Here is a 15,218-nt window from a genome sequence, read left to right on the forward strand (position 1 = left end):
CAATCCCGTTTGACTGCCTTGTTGTTTACGCTTGCCTGCCGGCGTTGCGCGCGTGTTACTGCGTGGCGTCCGGCAGGCAATCCGTCCGCGCGTTCTATGGCGGGCGGTGCGTGGGGGCTTCGCGCCCGCCGGCGTTCTTGAGGCAGTCACCGGTATTGGAACCACTCACCGTCCGCCACCCTCGCCTTCGCGTGCGTGGCCTCCTGCCTTGCGCACAAGGACTGCCGACATGACCGCATCCCGTTATCCCTTCGGGTTGCTGCTGGCATGCCGGGGTTTGGCCGAATACATGGGCACGCAGTTGCCGGCAGCGTAGGAAATGCAGGGGTCGGATCCGTTGGTCGCAGGGCAAGGGCTCTGACCCCGGCCGGCTGCCCGATCCTTACGCCGAGGCGTAGCGCACGGCCGTACCGATCCAGCGCTGCACCACGCGATCTGCAAGCGCCGGTTGCTGCGCCAGCAGGCGTTCGGCCAGCGCATGCACGCCCGGCAGCAGGCCAGCATCGCGGGCCAGATCGGCGATGCGGAAACCGGCCAGGCCGGTCTGCCGGGTACCCAGCAGTTCACCGGGCCCACGCAGCTCCAGATCCTTCTCGGCGATGACGAAACCGTCGTTGGTTTCGCGCATGGTCTGCAGGCGCTCGCGTGCCATGTTCGACAGCGGCGCCTGATACAGCAGCACGCAGCGCGACACCGCCGAACCACGGCCGACGCGGCCACGCAGCTGGTGCAGCTGGGCCAGGCCCAAGCGCTCGGCGTTCTCGATCACCATCAGCGAGGCGTTGGGCACGTCCACGCCGACTTCGATCACGGTGGTGGCCACCAGCAGGTCGATGTCGCCGGCCTTGAACGCGACCATCGTCGCCAGCTTCTCGGCCGCTTTCAGCCGGCCATGCACCAGCCCCACGCGCACGCCCGGCAGCAGCGCCTGCAGCGATTCGTAGGTGGCCTGTGCCGGGGTGGCATCCAGTTCTTCGCTTTCTTCGATGAGCGTGCACACCCAGTACACCTGCCGCCCTTCGCGGCAAGCCAGGGCGATGCGCTCGATCAGCTCGGGGCGGCGATCGTTGTTCAGTGCCACGGTCTGCACCGGCGTGCGGCCCGGCGGCAGTTCGTCGATGGCCGATACATCCAGGTCGGCGTATTCGGACATCGCCAGCGTGCGCGGAATCGGCGTGGCGGTCATCACCAGCTGGTGCGGCACGTTGTTGCCGCCCTTGCCTTTGTCGCGCAGCGCCAGGCGCTGGTGAACGCCGAAGCGGTGCTGCTCATCGACGATGGCCAGCGCCAGATCGTGGAATACCACCGCCTCCTGCATCAGTGCGTGGGTACCCACCACCACCTGCGCTTCGCCGTTGGCAACCTGTTCCATCACCTTCGCGCGCGCCTTGCCGGTGACCTTGCCGGCCAGCCAGGCGATCCGCACGCCCAACGGCTCCAGCCAGCCGCGCAGGTTGTTGAGATGCTGTTCGGCCAGCAGTTCGGTGGGGGCGGCCAGTGCGACCTGCTTGCCCTGCTCCACCGCCAGCATCGCTGCCAATGCCGCCACCACGGTCTTGCCCGAGCCGACATCGCCCTGCACCAGCCGCAGCATCGGGCTGGGGCGCGCAAGGTCTTCGCGGATCTGCTTGAACACGCGTGCCTGCGCGCCGGTCAACGCGAACGGCAACTGCTTCAACAACGCCTTGGCCAGCTTGCCGGGACCGGCCAGCGGCGGCGCGTGATGCGCCTGCAGCGCAATGCGCTGGCGACGCAGGCTGAGGTGGTGCGCCAGCAATTCTTCCATTGCCAGCCGGCGCTGCGCTGGATGGGTACCGGCGGCAAGTGCGGCCAGGTCTGCATCCGGCGGTGGTTGATGCACGGTCAGCAGCGCACTGCGCAGCGATGGCAGGCCGAGGCCCTCGAGCCAGCCGTTCGGCAGCAGTTCCAGCGTGCTTTCTTCCGGCAGGCGATCAAGCGCCTGGCCGATCAGCTTGCGCATCGTCATCGGGCCGACGCCTTCGACGGTGGGATACACCGGGTCGAGGCGGTCGCCGAGATCGGGATCGTCGTTGCGGCCCAGTACCTGGTAGCTGGGATGGACAATCTCCAACCCGAGGTGCCCCGGTTTGGGCGTACCAAAGCAGCGCAGGCGGTTGCCGACCGCGAACTGGCCGACCTGCTGCTGGCGGAAATGGAAGAAGCGCAGCACCAGGGTGCCCTGCCCTTCATCCTCCACTGCCACTTTCAGCATCGGCCGGTAGCGCATGCCGCGCTCGACGGCCACCACCCGCACTTCCACCTGCGCCGGAATGCCGTTGCGCAGGTCTTCGATGCGGGTCAGCCGGGTACGGTCTTCATAGCGCAGCGGCAGGTGCAGCCAGAGATCCTGCAGGGTGGCCAGTCCACGCACCTGCAGCTTGGCGGCCACGGCCGGCCCGACGCCGGCGAGCATCGCAAGCGATGCTTCACCGGACGGTGCCAGTGCCGGGGTGACCGCCGCCTTGCGTGCCACGTGGCGGTCAGTCGATGACCATCACCGCGTCGACCTCGAAGTTGGCGCCCTTCGGCAGGCCGGAGACTTCGATGGTGGAACGGGCCGGGAACGGGGCCTGGAAGTAGTCCTGCATCACCGCGTTGACCTTGGCGAATTCGGCCAGGTCGGTCAGGTACAGGCCCAGGCGCACGACCTTGTCCAGCGAACCGCCGGCGGCTTCGGCCACGGCCTTGAGGTTGTCGAAGGCACGACGGGCCTGCGCTTCGACGTCACCGACGCCGACGATGTCGCCGGTGGCCGGGTCGAGCGGAATCTGGCCGGAGAAATACACGGTGTTGCCGGCGCGCACGGCCTGCGAGTACGGGCCGATGGCGGCCGGGGCCTTTTCGGTGTTGATGATCTGGCGGGACATGGGTCGCTCCGGTGCGTTGGGGGAAAACAGAGCGGTGATTGTACCGGGTGGGGGCAATGTCGGCTGGGGTCGGATCCTCTTCCCGTTGGGAAACAGCGCGGATCCGGTAGCGCCGGGCCATGCCCGGTGGCAATTGATTCATGCCGCGCTGCGCGCTCGCCGGGCATAGCCCGGCGCTACCAGGGTCCGCGCAGGATCTACTGCCGGCGAACGGCCTGCACGACCGACAGGCGGCGCAGGCGACGCATCACTTCGGCCAGATGGTTGCGGTCGCGCACCTGGATGTTGAACGCCAGCACTGCGGCGTTGAAATCGCGGTCCAGGTAATCCACGCGCTCGATGTTGGAATGGCTCTGCGCGATCGCCGCGGCCAGCTGTGCAAGCACGCCGGTACCGTTCTCCACTTCCACCACCAGCGAGGTGTCGTAGTCGCCGGATACGGTGGTATCCCAGCCGATCAGCACCCAACGCTCGGGCGACTTGCGCAGTTCGGCCAGGTTCGGGCAATCCATGCGGTGCACCACGATGCCCTTGCCGGCGGTGTGGTAGCCCATGATGTCGTCGCCCGGAATGGGCTGGCAGCAGCCGGCGAAGGTGACCACGCCACGTTCGCTGCCGTTGATCAGGATCTTTTCCTGCGAACTGTGGCGCGAATGCGCGCCGCCGCGCAGTTCGGCGTAGGCCATCAGTGCCTGCGCGGCCTGGGTCGGCATCCAGTTGCCCAGCGCGACTTCCGCCAGCAGGGCCTCCAGGCGCGGGAACCGGTGTTCGGCCAGGAAGGCATCCAGGCGGCCCTTGGGCAGGCGCTCCAGCGAGCTGTCCATCGCCTCCAGCGCGCGGTCGAGCATGCGGTGGCCCAACTGCACGGCGTCTTCGTGCTCCAGCTGCTTGAGCTGGTGGCGGATGGCGGTGCGCGCCTTGCTGGTCACCACGAATTCGAGCCACTGCGGCTTGGGCGTGGCCGAGCGCGCGGTGATGATCTCCACCGACTGCCCCGACACCAGCTTGGTGCGCAGTGGCACCAGTTTCTTGTCCACGCGCGAGGCCACGGCCATGTTGCCGACGTCGGTATGCACGGCGTAGGCGAAGTCGAGCGCGGTGGAATTGCGCGGCAGGGCCAGGATCTTGCCCTTGGGGGTGAACAGGTAGACCTCGTCCGGGAACAGGTCGACCTTGACGTTGTCGAGGAACTCCAGCGACGAACCGGCGGCACGCTGCGAATCGATCAGTTCGACGATCCAGGCGTGGGCGCGGCTCTGCGCGCTGTTGGGCGAATCACCGCCGAACTTGTAGGTCCAGTGCGCAGCCACGCCGCGCTCGGCGATCAGGTCCATTTCCTCGGTGCGGATCTGCACCTCGATCGGCGAACCATACGGGCCGAACAGCACCGTGTGCAGCGACTGGTAGCCGTTGGCCTTGGGAATGGCGATGAAATCGCGGAAGCGCCCATCCAGCGGCTTGAACGCGGCATGCACCGCGCCCAGCGAGTGGTAGCACTGCGGTACGCCGCGCACCACCAGGCGGAAGCCGAACACATCCATCACCTGGTCGAAGGATTTGTTCTCGTCGCGCATCTTGTTGTAGATGCTCCACGGGGTCTTGATGCGGCTGACCAGGCGGTGCTCGATGCCCTCCTTGGCCAAGCGCTGCGACAGCTGCACTTCCACCTGCGCCAGCGCCTCGCGGCGCACGACCGGCTGGCTGCGGATGTGCTTTTCCAGGATCGCGTGGCGCCACGGGTACAGCGCCTTGAAGCCAAGGTTCTGCAGTTCGCTCTTGACCAGGCTCATGCCCAGCCGCTGCGCGATCGGAGCGTAGATCTCCAACGTCTCGCGGGCGATGCGGCCACGCGCTTCGCGGCTCTGCGCGCCCAGCGTGCGCATGTTGTGCAGGCGGTCGGCCAGCTTGATCATGATCACGCGCAGGTCGCGCGACATCGCCAGCAGCATCTTGCGGAAGCTCTCGGCGGCCGCTTCCTGGCGGTCGCGGAACTTCAGCTTGTCCAGCTTGGTGACGCCGTCCACCAGTTCGGCCACGGCTTCGCCGAACTCGGCCGACAGGGCCTCGCGGGTCAGCGGGGTGTCTTCGATGGTGTCGTGCAGGATCGCGGCGATCAGCGCTTCCACGTCCAGGCCGAGCTCGGCCAGCACCTGGGCCACGGCCACCGGATGGGTGATGTAGGGCTCGCCCGACTTGCGCGTCTGCCCAGCGTGCGCGGAGGCACCGACTTCCCACGCACGGCGCAGCAGCGGCAGCTGCTCGGGCGGCAGGTAGTGGGCGGCGCGTTCGAGCTGGAGGACGTAATCGGGTACGGCGGCAGCGGGGACTGCGGCGACCTTGGCAGTGGGGCCTGGGTTCATGGCCAAAGCCTATGCCAGCGCGACGTTTACGGCAAACCCTGAATGCGAAACAGCCCGCACGGGGCGGGCTGTTCGGCGTATCCAGCAATGACGTTGATCGATGCGATCAATCGTCGTTCTTGGACATGTCTTCGTCGGCGACCACTTCGGCGGCGGCCCACTCCAGCGCTTCGCGCTCGGCGCGCTCACGCTCGGCCTTCTCGACTTCGTCGATCAGCGCGTTGTCGATCTTGCGGGCAGCGATTTCGCGCAGCGCCAGCACGGTCGGCTTGTCCTCGGTCTCGCTGTTGTCCAGCGTGGCCTGCACGCCATTGGCGAGCTGACGGGCGCGCTTGGAGGCCATCATCACCAGCTCGAAACGGTTGTTAACGACTTCCAGGCAATCTTCTACGGTAATGCGGGCCATACGGGCTCCCGGCGACCGGTCGGCCGCTCAGTCGAATGAGGGAAAGGGGACGGAGTGTACTGGCAGGGGCTGGACAAAATCAAGCCAACCCCCACCGGACCCTTTAGGAATCAATCAGTTGAACTCGCATCCGGGGTCAACAGGGCCTGGATCAGGCCGGCATGGCGGACCTTCTGGGCGTCCCGGCGCAGACGGCTGGCCGTGAAGATCGCGCACAGTTCGTCCACGGCGGTCTCGAACACTTCATTGACGATGACGTAGTCGAACTCGTTGAAGTGCAGCATTTCATCGCGGGCGGCGCCCAGGCGCTGGGCGATGACCGCCTCGCTGTCCTGGCCGCGCTTGCGCATGCGGTCCTGCAGGGCCTGCTTGGACGGCGGCAGGATGAACACCGTCACCGTGCCCGGCACCAGCTGGCGCACCTGCTGCGCACCCTGCCAGTCGATTTCCAGCAGCACGTCCTGGCCGGCGGCCAGCTGCGGCTCCACCGACTGGCGGGCGGTGCCCTTCCAGTCACCATGCACCCAGGCGTGTTCGAAGAAATCGCCGGCAGCGATCATTTCCTCGAACTTCTCGGCGCTGACGAAGTGGTAGTGCTGGCCGTTCACTTCACCCGGGCGCATGGCGCGCGAGGTGAACGAGATCGACAGGGCAATCTGCGGGTCGCGCGCCAGGGTGGCGTTGACGATGCTGCTCTTGCCGGCGCCGGAGGGCGCTGCAACGATGTACAGCGTGCCGCGTGCGATCGCGGCCGAGGGCGTGGAAATGCTCATTCGATGTTCTGCACCTGCTCGCGGATCTGGTCGATCAGCACCTTCAGCTCGACGGCGGCGTTGGACGTGCGGCTGTCCACCGACTTGGAGCCAAGCGTGTTGGCCTCGCGGTTGAACTCCTGCAGCAGGAAGTCCAGGCGGCGGCCGACCGGTTCACGCTGCTTGAGCACGCGGCGGATCTCGACGATATGGCTGGACAGGCGATCCAGCTCCTCGTCCACGTCCAGCTTCTGCAGCCACATCACCAGTTCCTGCTCGGCGCGGCCCGGATCAACCGGATGCGGCAGGTCGGCCAGGCGAGCGGCGAGCTTGGTGCGCTGGCCGTCGCGAATGGCGGGAATCAGCGTGCGCACCTCGGCGGCGATGCGCTCGATGGCATCCACGCGCTCGGCGATGGCGGTGGACAGCGTATTGCCTTCACGCTCGCGGGCGGCGATGAAGCCCTCCAGCACCCGGTCCAGCAGCGCCAGCGCTTCAATCTGCAGAGCTGCCGCATCGGTGGCCTCACCCTGGGTAACGCCCGGCAGCTGCAGCAGGTCGGTGAAGCTGACCTGCAGGTTGGGGAAATCGGAGGTCAGCCGGTGTGCCAACTGGCCCAGCTGGCCCAGCAGCACCTCGTTGACCTGCAGGCTGGCGGCCGAGTCCGGCGCGCGCAGGCGCATCACCAGATCCAGCTTGCCACGGCTCAGGCGCGCGGAAATGCGTTCGCGCAGCTGCGGTTCCAATGCGCGCAGTTCCTCGGGCAGGCGCGTGCCCACTTCCAGGAAGCGGTGGTTGACCGAGCGCAGCTCGCAGCCCAGCGTCCCCCACGGGGTGGAGCGCTCGCCGCCGGCATAGGCCGTCATGCTTCGAATCATGGATGTATCCGGTGCTTGCAAAGGGGGAATGGTACCCTAGCGGTCTCTTTTGAGCCCCTTTCCCCCGCCCCGTGAAGGCCGCGGGGATGGTGGCGTACTCCCTTTCCCTACGGAACCTGCCCCATGTCCGATTTCCGCCCCAGTGGCCGTCAGCCCGATCAGCTGCGCCCGGTCGTCATCCAGCGCGGTTTCACCCGCCACGCCGAAGGTTCGGTGCTGGTCTGCTTCGGTGAAACCCGCGTGCTGTGCACGGCCAGCATCGAGAACCGGGTGCCGGGCTTCCTGCGTGGCAAGGGCGAAGGCTGGGTGACCGCCGAATACGGCATGCTGCCGCGCGCCACCCACACCCGCAGCGACCGCGAAGCCGCACGCGGCAAGCAGGGCGGCCGCACGCTGGAGATCCAGCGCCTGATCGGTCGCAGCCTGCGCGCCTGCGTCGACCGCAACGCACTGGGCGAACGCACCATCACCCTGGACTGCGACGTGCTGCAGGCCGACGGCGGCACCCGCACCGCGGCCATCACCGGCGCCTACGTGGCCCTGGTCGATGCGGTGAACGTGCTGATGAAGCGCGGCGACATCAAGCGCAACCCGATCCTCGGCGCGGTGGCGGCGGTGTCGGTCGGCGTCTACCGCGGCACCCCGGTGCTGGACCTGGACTACGCCGAAGACAGCGACTGCGACACCGACATGAACGTGGTGATGAACGACGGTGGCGGCTTCATCGAACTGCAGGGCACCGCCGAAGGCCATGCCTTCCGCCGTGACGAGCTCGATGCGCTGCTGGGCCTGGCCGAGAAGGGCGTGACCGAGCTGCTGGCCGCGCAGCAGGCAGCGCTGTCGGCATGAACCGGCGCATTGCCCTGACCACCCTGGTGGTGGCCGACTATGACGAGGCCATCGCCTGGTACACCGGCAAGCTCGGCTTCCAGCTGCTGGACGACATCGACCAGGGCAGCAAGCGCTGGGTGGTGGTCGGCCCGACCGATGGCAGCGCCGCCGCCCTGCTGCTGGCCCGCGCCAGCGACGACGAGCAGCGCAGTCGTATCGGCAACCAGACCGGTGGCCGCGTCGGCTTCTTCCTCAATACCGATGATTTCCGCCGCGACCACGCGGCGATGCTGGCTGCCGGTGTCCAGTTCCTGGAAGAACCGCGCGAAGAACCCTACGCCACGGTCGCGGTGTTCCGCGACCTGTACGGCAACACCTGGGACCTGTTGGAGCCCCGCTGATGAAGAAGCTTGTCCTGGCCAGCCACAACGCTGGCAAGCTGGTGGAAATGCAGGAAATCCTCGCCGATCTGCCGCTGCAGATCACTTCGGCCGCCGAACTGGGCCTGGGCGATGTGGAAGAGACCGGCCTGACCTTCGTCGAGAACGCGCTGCTGAAGGCGCGCGCGGCCTGCGAAGCGACCGGCCTGCCGGCGCTGGCCGATGATTCGGGCCTGATCGTCGATGCCCTCGGCGGTGCACCGGGCCTGTACAGCGCGCGCTATGCCGGTCACCCGACCAATGCGGCGGCCAACAATGCCAAGCTGCTGGAAGCGATGGCCGACATCGCCGATGGCCAGCGCAGCGCCCGCTTCTACGCCGTGATCGTGCTGCTGCGCCATGCCACCGACCCGCAGCCGCTGATCTGCGAAGGCCGCTGGGAAGGTCAGATCATCCGCGAACTGCGCGGTACGAATGGATTCGGCTACAACCCGGTGTTCCTGGACACCACCCACGGCCTGACTGCTGCGGAAATGGAACCGGCGTTGAAGAACGCCATCAGCCATCGCGCCATCGCCCTGCAGCAGCTCAAGCAGCAGCTCAAGCAGCAGTTCGCGGCCTGAACCAGCATCCGACAGGAGACTCAAGGATGACAGTGAAGCGCTACCGCACCGGAATGGAACTGGTGCAACTGCTTGCCGTACTGGGGCTGATCAGTGGTGCGATCTTTGGCGGCATGTTGGCGTGGACAGGGAAGGAATCCTGGTGGGCGGTACCGGTGGTTGCGCTGGTCGGCATGACCGTCATCACGCTCATCGGCGCGCCCATCATGTGGCAGCGCGTCGAACTGGACGCTGCTGCCGGCCACATGCGCTATCACAACATCGGCAGCCTGCATCGGTGGCGCCATGTGGCGTTGGTGGACGTGCTGGAAGTACGGCTTGACAGTTTTGCCGACAAGCGCAAGGCCATGGTCTCCGGTCTCCATCTGTGCATGCGCAATGGCTGCAGTCCGGCGCGCCACCGTTTGATGGACAACGCTATAGGCAGCTACAAAGGGCCCTCGCCCTTCTTCCGCCAGATTGCCGCTGCCGTGCTTCGCGCGCAGCCGCGCTCCCTGGTCGACCCTCTTCTACGGGCGGCGGACTGATCTGCCGCTCCCCCACGTCCGCATCACGCCAGCCATGCCGCACGCCCACGACCACGACCACTGCAACCACCTGCCCGGCGAGTCCTGCGACCACGACGCCCCACCGCGTCTGGTGCCACCGCCGCTGGCGCTGTACGTGCATCTGCCATGGTGCGTGCGCAAGTGCCCGTACTGCGACTTCAACTCGCACCAGGCCAAGGGCGAACTGCCCTTCGATGCCTACATCGATGCGCTGGTGCGCGACCTCGACCAGGACCTTCCGCTGGTCTGGGGCCGGGTGGTCAGCAGCGTGTTCTTCGGGGGGGGCACGCCCAGCTTGTTCCCGCCCGAGGCGATCGACCGCTTCCTGCAGCAGGCCAGTGCCCGCCTGCGCTTTGCACCGAATGCCGAGATCACTCTGGAAACCAACCCGGGCACCGCCGAGCACGGTCGCTTCGATCGTTACCGCGCGGCCGGGGTGAACCGCCTCAGTTTCGGCATCCAGAGTTTTGACGATGCCGCGCTGAAACGCCTGGGCCGCATCCACGACAGTGGCGAGGCCGAGCGCGCGGTGAAGATGGCGCAGGACGCGGGCTACGACAATTTCAACATCGACCTGATGTACGCACTGCCGGAACAGACCCTGGCCGGTGCCGAGGCCGATCTGGAACGCGCGTTCGCGTTGCAGCCGGCCCACATCTCGCACTACCAGCTGACCCTGGAACCGAACACCGTGTTCTTCGCGCGGCCGCCGCAGGGCATCCCCGATGAAGACAATGCCTGGGACATGCAGGAACACTGCCAGGCGCTGCTGGCGCAGGCCGGTTTCGGCCAGTACGAGGTGAGCGCCTACGCCCGCCCCGGCCGGCAGAGCGCGCACAACCTGAATTACTGGCGTTTTGGTGACTACCTGGGCATTGGTGCCGGCGCACACGGCAAGATCAGTTCCGGTGCCGAGGAACACGTGCTGCGACGCTGGAAGCACAAGCACCCGCAGACGTTCATGGATACCGCAGGCACGGCCGCATCGTTCGGCGGTGACGAAGTGATTGCCGCCGAGCGCCTGCCGTTCGAGTACATGCTCAACCTGCTGCGCCTGCACGAAGGGTTCAGCCTGCGCGACTTCGAATCGCGCACCGGCCTGGCCCGCAGCGTGCTGGACGTACCACTGCGCGAAGCAGTGCAGCGTGGCTGGCTGGTGGTGGCAGACGGGCACGTGCAGCCGACCGAACTGGGCCGGCGCTTCACCAACGATGTGGTCAGCCTGTTCCTGGAAGCATGATCTGCTGCGGCGCCGCCATCGCAGGCGGCCCTGAATGGATCCATCGCTAAAGTAGCGCCTTCACCGGCCGACACGGTAGATTCCAAGATCGATCCGCGGGAATCCGGACCCCCTCGCCGATGTCTGCTGTCTTTTCCCTTTCCAGTGCCGACACTGCCCGCCTGGCCGCAGCCGACCTGCCGCCGCGCGTGCGCGAGCTGCTGGGCGCGTTGATCGGCCTGTGCCACCAGGCCCTGACGGCACCGCTGATCCTGACCGTGGAAGCGCTGGAGCAGACCCTGCTGCATGACGCCGACCATGCCCGCAACCCGCAACAGCAGGCCGACCTGCTGGCACAGCGCGGCCAGCTGCATGCGTTCGCCGGCCACTTCAGCGACCGCATGCTCGATGCGCTGGCCGATGCGCTTGCGCGGCTGCGTGAACCGATCACCCCGGTCGTGGCCGCCACCACGCCACCGCCCTTGCCCGGCATGCTGGGGTTGAGCCTGGTCGCCGAGCATGAAGTCGACCGCGACCTGCTGCTGACCGAAATGGTGCGCCGGGAAACCCTGCGTTCGGCCAACGCCTTGAACCTGCTGGGCCAGCGCCTGGGTGTTGTTGCCGGCGCACCAGCCTTTGAAGCTGACACCCTGCCCCTGGCACCGCAGGCCCTGTGCGCGATGGTGCGGAAGCTGGCCGAGCAGGATGCCCTCAGCGCCGAGGTACAGATGGCGCTGTACCGCAGCTTCGAGCGGCAGGTACTGGAGCGGCTGGGCAATGTGCTCGACCGCGCCAATGCGCTGCTGGCACAGCACGGCATCCTGCCGGGCCTGGTCTACACCCCGTACCTGGCACGTTCTTCGAGCACCCGCCGGATCATCACCCAGTCGGTCGGCAGCGGCCGCAGCGGACGCCCGTCTCCGCGCGTGCCCACGCCGATGACCGGCTGGGGTGGCTCGGCACCGCCCGGCTCGTGGTCGACGTTGATGCAGGACGCCTTCGCCGATGCGGACGCGCCCGGCGCGTCGGCCGGCATGACGGTACCGGCCAGCAGCGTGCTGCACGAGATGCTGCAACAGGCGCGGCAGACCCCGCAGCCAGCGGCCGATCCAGCGGCCCTGCCCAGTGCAGCGGTTGATGCCGTGCTGGCGCGCCTGCAGGGGCAGGCCAGCGCCGCCAGCGCCATGACCGATCTGCAGGCCGCCGTGGTCGCCCAGCTGCGCAGCGAACATGGCGCGCAGGCCAGCCTTGGCAGCCACGACCGCGACAACCTCGATCTGCTGCGCCTGCTGCTGCAGCAGGTGCAGCAGCAGCAACGGCCGGACCCGGTGCCAGCCGCCCTGCTCGCGCGCCTGCAGGTACCGCTGGCGCGCGCAGCGATGGCCGACCCGGGCTTCTTCGTGCGCGACGAACATCCGGCACACGAACTGCTCAACCATGTCGCTGAAGCCGGCGCCAGCTGGCTCGGCGATGACGATGTCGATCCGCAGCTGCTGCAGCGACTGGCGCAGAGCGTGCAGGGCCTGCTCGGCCAGGATGCACGCACGCCCGAGGCCTTTGCCGCCGCTAACGACGAGATACAGCAGCACCAGCGCGCCGCCGCGCACCGCGCCGAGCTGGCCGAGCGCCGCCACGTGGAAGCCGCACGCGGCAAGGAGCGGCTGGAACTTGCGCGACGCCAGGCCAATGCGCAGATCGACCAGTGCTGCGATACGCAGGAGCCGCCGCGCTTCGTACAGACACTGCTGCGCCAGGCGTGGGCAGACGCATTGACGCTGACCCGCCTGCGCCACGGCGATGATTCGCCGCAATGGCAGGAGCGCCTGCAGCAGACCGAACGCATCGCGGCGATCACTGCCGAGGCCGCAAGCGAAAGCAGCGCGACCGACGCTGCGCTGGCTGCCGAGGTTGAATCGGCCCTGCTGCAGGTGGGCTACCACGCAGAGGAGGCGGCTGCCGTCGCGCGCCGCCTGTCCACGCCAGGTGGCGAAGACGAAAGCACCTCGCGCACCGAGCTCAGTGCACGCCTGAAGGCCCGTGCACGGCTGGGCGAACACACCGGCGCACAGGCCCCGGCAAGCGATGCGGCACCACGCAGCGAGGCCGAGGAGGCCAGTTACCAGCAGCTGTGCGCGCTGCCCTTCGGCAGCTGGTTCGATATCGACGATGGCGAAGGCGCGCTGCGCCGCCAGCGCCTGTCCTGGTACAGCCTGCTGACCGGTCATGTGCTGCTGGTCAACGCGCGTGGGCAGAAGATCGGCGAAACCACCCTGGATGCCCTCGCCCGGCAGATGGCCGCCGGACGCGCGCAGCTGGTCACCGAAGACAAGGGCCGTCTGGTCGACCGCGCCTGGCAGGCCAGCCTGAGCGCACTGCGCACGCTGGCCGGACGTCGCCCGCAGGAGCCCAACGCATGAGTACGCAACCGCCCGTTGATACCCGCCGCGCGCCGCGCCGGCAGGTGTCCGATCTGGTACCGGTGACCGACCAGATGCGCGACAGCGTGGTCGGCCGGCTTGGCAACGTGTCCGAGACCGGCATGCTGATGCTGGCCAGCGCCGCGCTGCGCGACGATGCGCTGTATCAGTTGCGCTTCCCGTTGCCATTGGCCGATGGCCGCAGCGAGTGGATCGACGTCGGCGTACACCTGCTGTGGAGCGAACCGGCGCATGCCCCCGGCCAGAGCTGGGCAGGCTTCCGCTTCCTGACCCTGTCACGCGAGCATCGGCAGCTGCTGCGCCGGTGGATCGGCGAAGACAGCGACGAGGCACCGGTTTCGACGGGCTGAGTGCCGGTTCCGGCACAGCGGATTGCGTCGGTATCCGGCAGAATCTAGGGCCGTTTTCCGTGTCGAGCCACCGCAATGATCCAGCAAGACCCCGGCGCCCTGTATCCCGACCACCTGGCCGTGCTGTGCCGACGCGCCGAGCAGGCGCTGGCACGCGGCGGCTTCGACCATCTGGTGGTGCCCAGCGGCACCCTGCACTACCAAGTCTTCGACGATCGTGACTATCCGTACGCGGTCAACCCGCAGTTCAAGGCTTGGCTGCCGCTGACCCGTGTACCCAATAGCTGGATCGTGTTCACCCCGGGCAAGCGTCCGGCGGTGATCTTCCACCAGCCGTTCGACTACTGGCATGTGGTGCCGGATGCACCGAGCGGCTGGTGGGTCGAGCACTTCGACATCCATATCATCCGCACGCCGGACGAAGCGCTGGCACTGCTGCCGCCCGACCCGGCGCGCTGCGCGATCCTGGGTGAGCCGCAGAGCGCGCTGGGCGCGTATGTACCCAACAATCCGGCGCCGGTGGTGAACTACCTGGAATGGCACCGCGGCAGCAAGACGCCGTACGAAATCGCCCTGATGCGCCAGGCGCAGGTGCTCGGCGTGCGCGGCCATCGCGCGGCCGAAGCGGCGTTCCGCAACGGCGCCGACGAGTTCAGCATCCACATGGCGTACTGCCAGGCCGTGGGCCAGGACGCCACCGAGCTGCCGTACGGCAACATCGTGGCCTTGAACGAGCATGCGGCGGTGCTGCATTACACCGAACTGGGCCGCAAGGCACCGCAGCCGCTGCGCAGCTTCCTGATCGATGCCGGCGCCAGCGCGCACGGCTATGCCAGCGACATCACCCGCACCTACGCCGCCGCCGGCCATGACGAGTTCGCGGCGATGATCGAAGCGGTCGATGCCGCGCAGCAGACGATGTGCGCGGCCGTGCGCCCGGGCTTCGACTACAAGCAGCTGCACGTGGATGCGCACCTGTCGCTGATGGGCGTGCTGAAGGACTTCGGCGTGATCAAGGTATCGCCGCAGACTGCGCTGGAAACCGGCGTCAGCGCCGCGTTCTTCCCGCATGGCATCGGCCACCTGATCGGCCTGCAGGTGCATGACGTGGCCGGTTTCGCGGCCAGCGATGAAGGCGGCCGCATCGAGCGTCCCGCCGGCCATCCGTACCTGCGCCTGACCCGCGTGCTGGAGCCGGGCATGGTGGTGACGATCGAGCCGGGCCTGTACTTCATCGACATGCTGTTGAACGAAGTGAAGGCCGCCGGTCATGGCGATGCGATCAACTGGGAGCGTGTGGACTTCTTCCGTCCGTACGGCGGCATCCGCATTGAAGATGAAGTGCTGTGCACTGATGGCGAAGCGGACAACCTGACGCGCCCGGTGTTTGCGGCGGCCAACGGCTGAGCCCCTCGTGGTTGGATGCTGAAATCAAAAGCCGCGGTTGGCGGGGCGGGTGGGCCATGCAGGGGACGCTGCAAGTACGTCCCTGTAAGCTCGATGGCGCCATCCATGGCGCCAACGCCCCTGCATGGCCCACCCGCC

The 15,218-nt window shown here is 67.5% G+C and carries 14 protein-coding genes; 8 read left to right on the forward strand and 6 right to left on the reverse strand.

Annotated elements, in window-relative coordinates; genetic code table 11:
* Positions 1-382: 382 nt before the first annotated feature.
* The 6 genes from recG to J2X70_RS18680 form a co-directional block, all read right to left on the reverse strand.
* Complete coding sequence (recG, locus tag J2X70_RS18655) at positions 383-2,494, reverse strand: ATP-dependent DNA helicase RecG (RefSeq protein ID WP_309911624.1); 2,112 nt, start codon at positions 2,492-2,494, stop codon at positions 383-385.
* Positions 2,495-2,501: 7 nt separating this feature from the next.
* On the reverse strand, positions 2,502-2,888 hold the full coding sequence (locus tag J2X70_RS18660; RefSeq protein WP_025874214.1) for a RidA family protein: 387 nt from the start codon (positions 2,886-2,888) through the stop codon (positions 2,502-2,504).
* Between the two features lie 197 nt (positions 2,889-3,085).
* On the reverse strand, positions 3,086-5,248 hold the full coding sequence (locus J2X70_RS18665; protein WP_025874213.1) for a bifunctional (p)ppGpp synthetase/guanosine-3',5'-bis(diphosphate) 3'-pyrophosphohydrolase: 2,163 nt from the start codon (positions 5,246-5,248) through the stop codon (positions 3,086-3,088).
* A 106-nt stretch (positions 5,249-5,354) separates the two neighbouring features.
* Complete coding sequence (gene rpoZ, locus J2X70_RS18670; protein ID WP_005410877.1) at positions 5,355-5,654, reverse strand: DNA-directed RNA polymerase subunit omega; 300 nt, start codon at positions 5,652-5,654, stop codon at positions 5,355-5,357.
* Between the two features lie 110 nt (positions 5,655-5,764).
* Positions 5,765-6,427 carry a guanylate kinase gene (gmk, locus tag J2X70_RS18675; protein ID WP_309911627.1) on the reverse strand — a complete coding sequence of 221 codons (663 nt, stop codon included), beginning with the start codon at positions 6,425-6,427 and terminating at the stop codon, positions 5,765-5,767.
* Positions 6,424-7,284, reverse strand: coding sequence for a YicC/YloC family endoribonuclease (locus J2X70_RS18680; RefSeq protein ID WP_309911629.1), 861 nt, complete (start codon positions 7,282-7,284; stop codon positions 6,424-6,426). The genes gmk and J2X70_RS18680 overlap by 4 nt, the downstream gene beginning before the upstream one ends.
* A gap of 123 nt (positions 7,285-7,407) precedes the next feature.
* Between J2X70_RS18680 and rph the strand changes: the two genes are divergently transcribed.
* From rph to pepQ, 8 genes are all read left to right on the forward strand, one after another.
* Entirely contained in the window at positions 7,408-8,133 is a 726-nt protein-coding gene (gene rph / locus J2X70_RS18685; RefSeq protein ID WP_025874210.1) for a ribonuclease PH, read from the forward strand.
* Positions 8,130-8,516 carry a VOC family protein gene (locus J2X70_RS18690; protein WP_025874209.1) on the forward strand — a complete coding sequence of 129 codons (387 nt, stop codon included), beginning with the start codon at positions 8,130-8,132 and terminating at the stop codon, positions 8,514-8,516. The genes rph and J2X70_RS18690 overlap by 4 nt, the downstream gene beginning before the upstream one ends.
* Positions 8,516-9,118: an RdgB/HAM1 family non-canonical purine NTP pyrophosphatase gene (gene rdgB, locus J2X70_RS18695; RefSeq protein ID WP_025874208.1), complete on the forward strand. Its 603-nt coding sequence runs from the start codon at positions 8,516-8,518 to the stop codon at positions 9,116-9,118. Before J2X70_RS18690 ends, rdgB begins: the two co-directional genes overlap by 1 nt.
* Positions 9,119-9,150: 32 nt before the next feature.
* Positions 9,151-9,645: a hypothetical protein gene (locus tag J2X70_RS18700; RefSeq protein WP_140393531.1), complete on the forward strand. Its 495-nt coding sequence runs from the start codon at positions 9,151-9,153 to the stop codon at positions 9,643-9,645.
* A 34-nt stretch (positions 9,646-9,679) separates the two neighbouring features.
* Positions 9,680-10,906: a radical SAM family heme chaperone HemW gene (gene hemW, locus J2X70_RS18705; RefSeq protein ID WP_025874206.1), complete on the forward strand. Its 1,227-nt coding sequence runs from the start codon at positions 9,680-9,682 to the stop codon at positions 10,904-10,906.
* Between the two features lie 119 nt (positions 10,907-11,025).
* Entirely contained in the window at positions 11,026-13,302 is a 2,277-nt protein-coding gene (locus tag J2X70_RS18710) for a DUF1631 family protein (protein WP_309911634.1), read from the forward strand.
* The gene (locus J2X70_RS18715; RefSeq protein ID WP_025874204.1) at positions 13,299-13,673 is read left to right on the forward strand and encodes a PilZ domain-containing protein; all 375 of its coding nucleotides are present in this window, start codon (positions 13,299-13,301) and stop codon (positions 13,671-13,673) included. Before J2X70_RS18710 ends, J2X70_RS18715 begins: the two co-directional genes overlap by 4 nt.
* A 75-nt stretch (positions 13,674-13,748) precedes the next feature.
* Positions 13,749-15,080, forward strand: a complete 1,332-nt coding sequence (pepQ, locus tag J2X70_RS18720; protein ID WP_025874203.1) for a Xaa-Pro dipeptidase — start codon at positions 13,749-13,751, stop codon at positions 15,078-15,080.
* The last annotated feature ends 138 nt before the right edge of the window (positions 15,081-15,218 follow it).

Origin of the sequence: Stenotrophomonas sp. 1337, from assembly GCF_031455455.1 — a bacterium.
GTDB classification, from domain to species: Bacteria; Pseudomonadota; Gammaproteobacteria; order Xanthomonadales; family Xanthomonadaceae; genus Stenotrophomonas; species Stenotrophomonas indicatrix.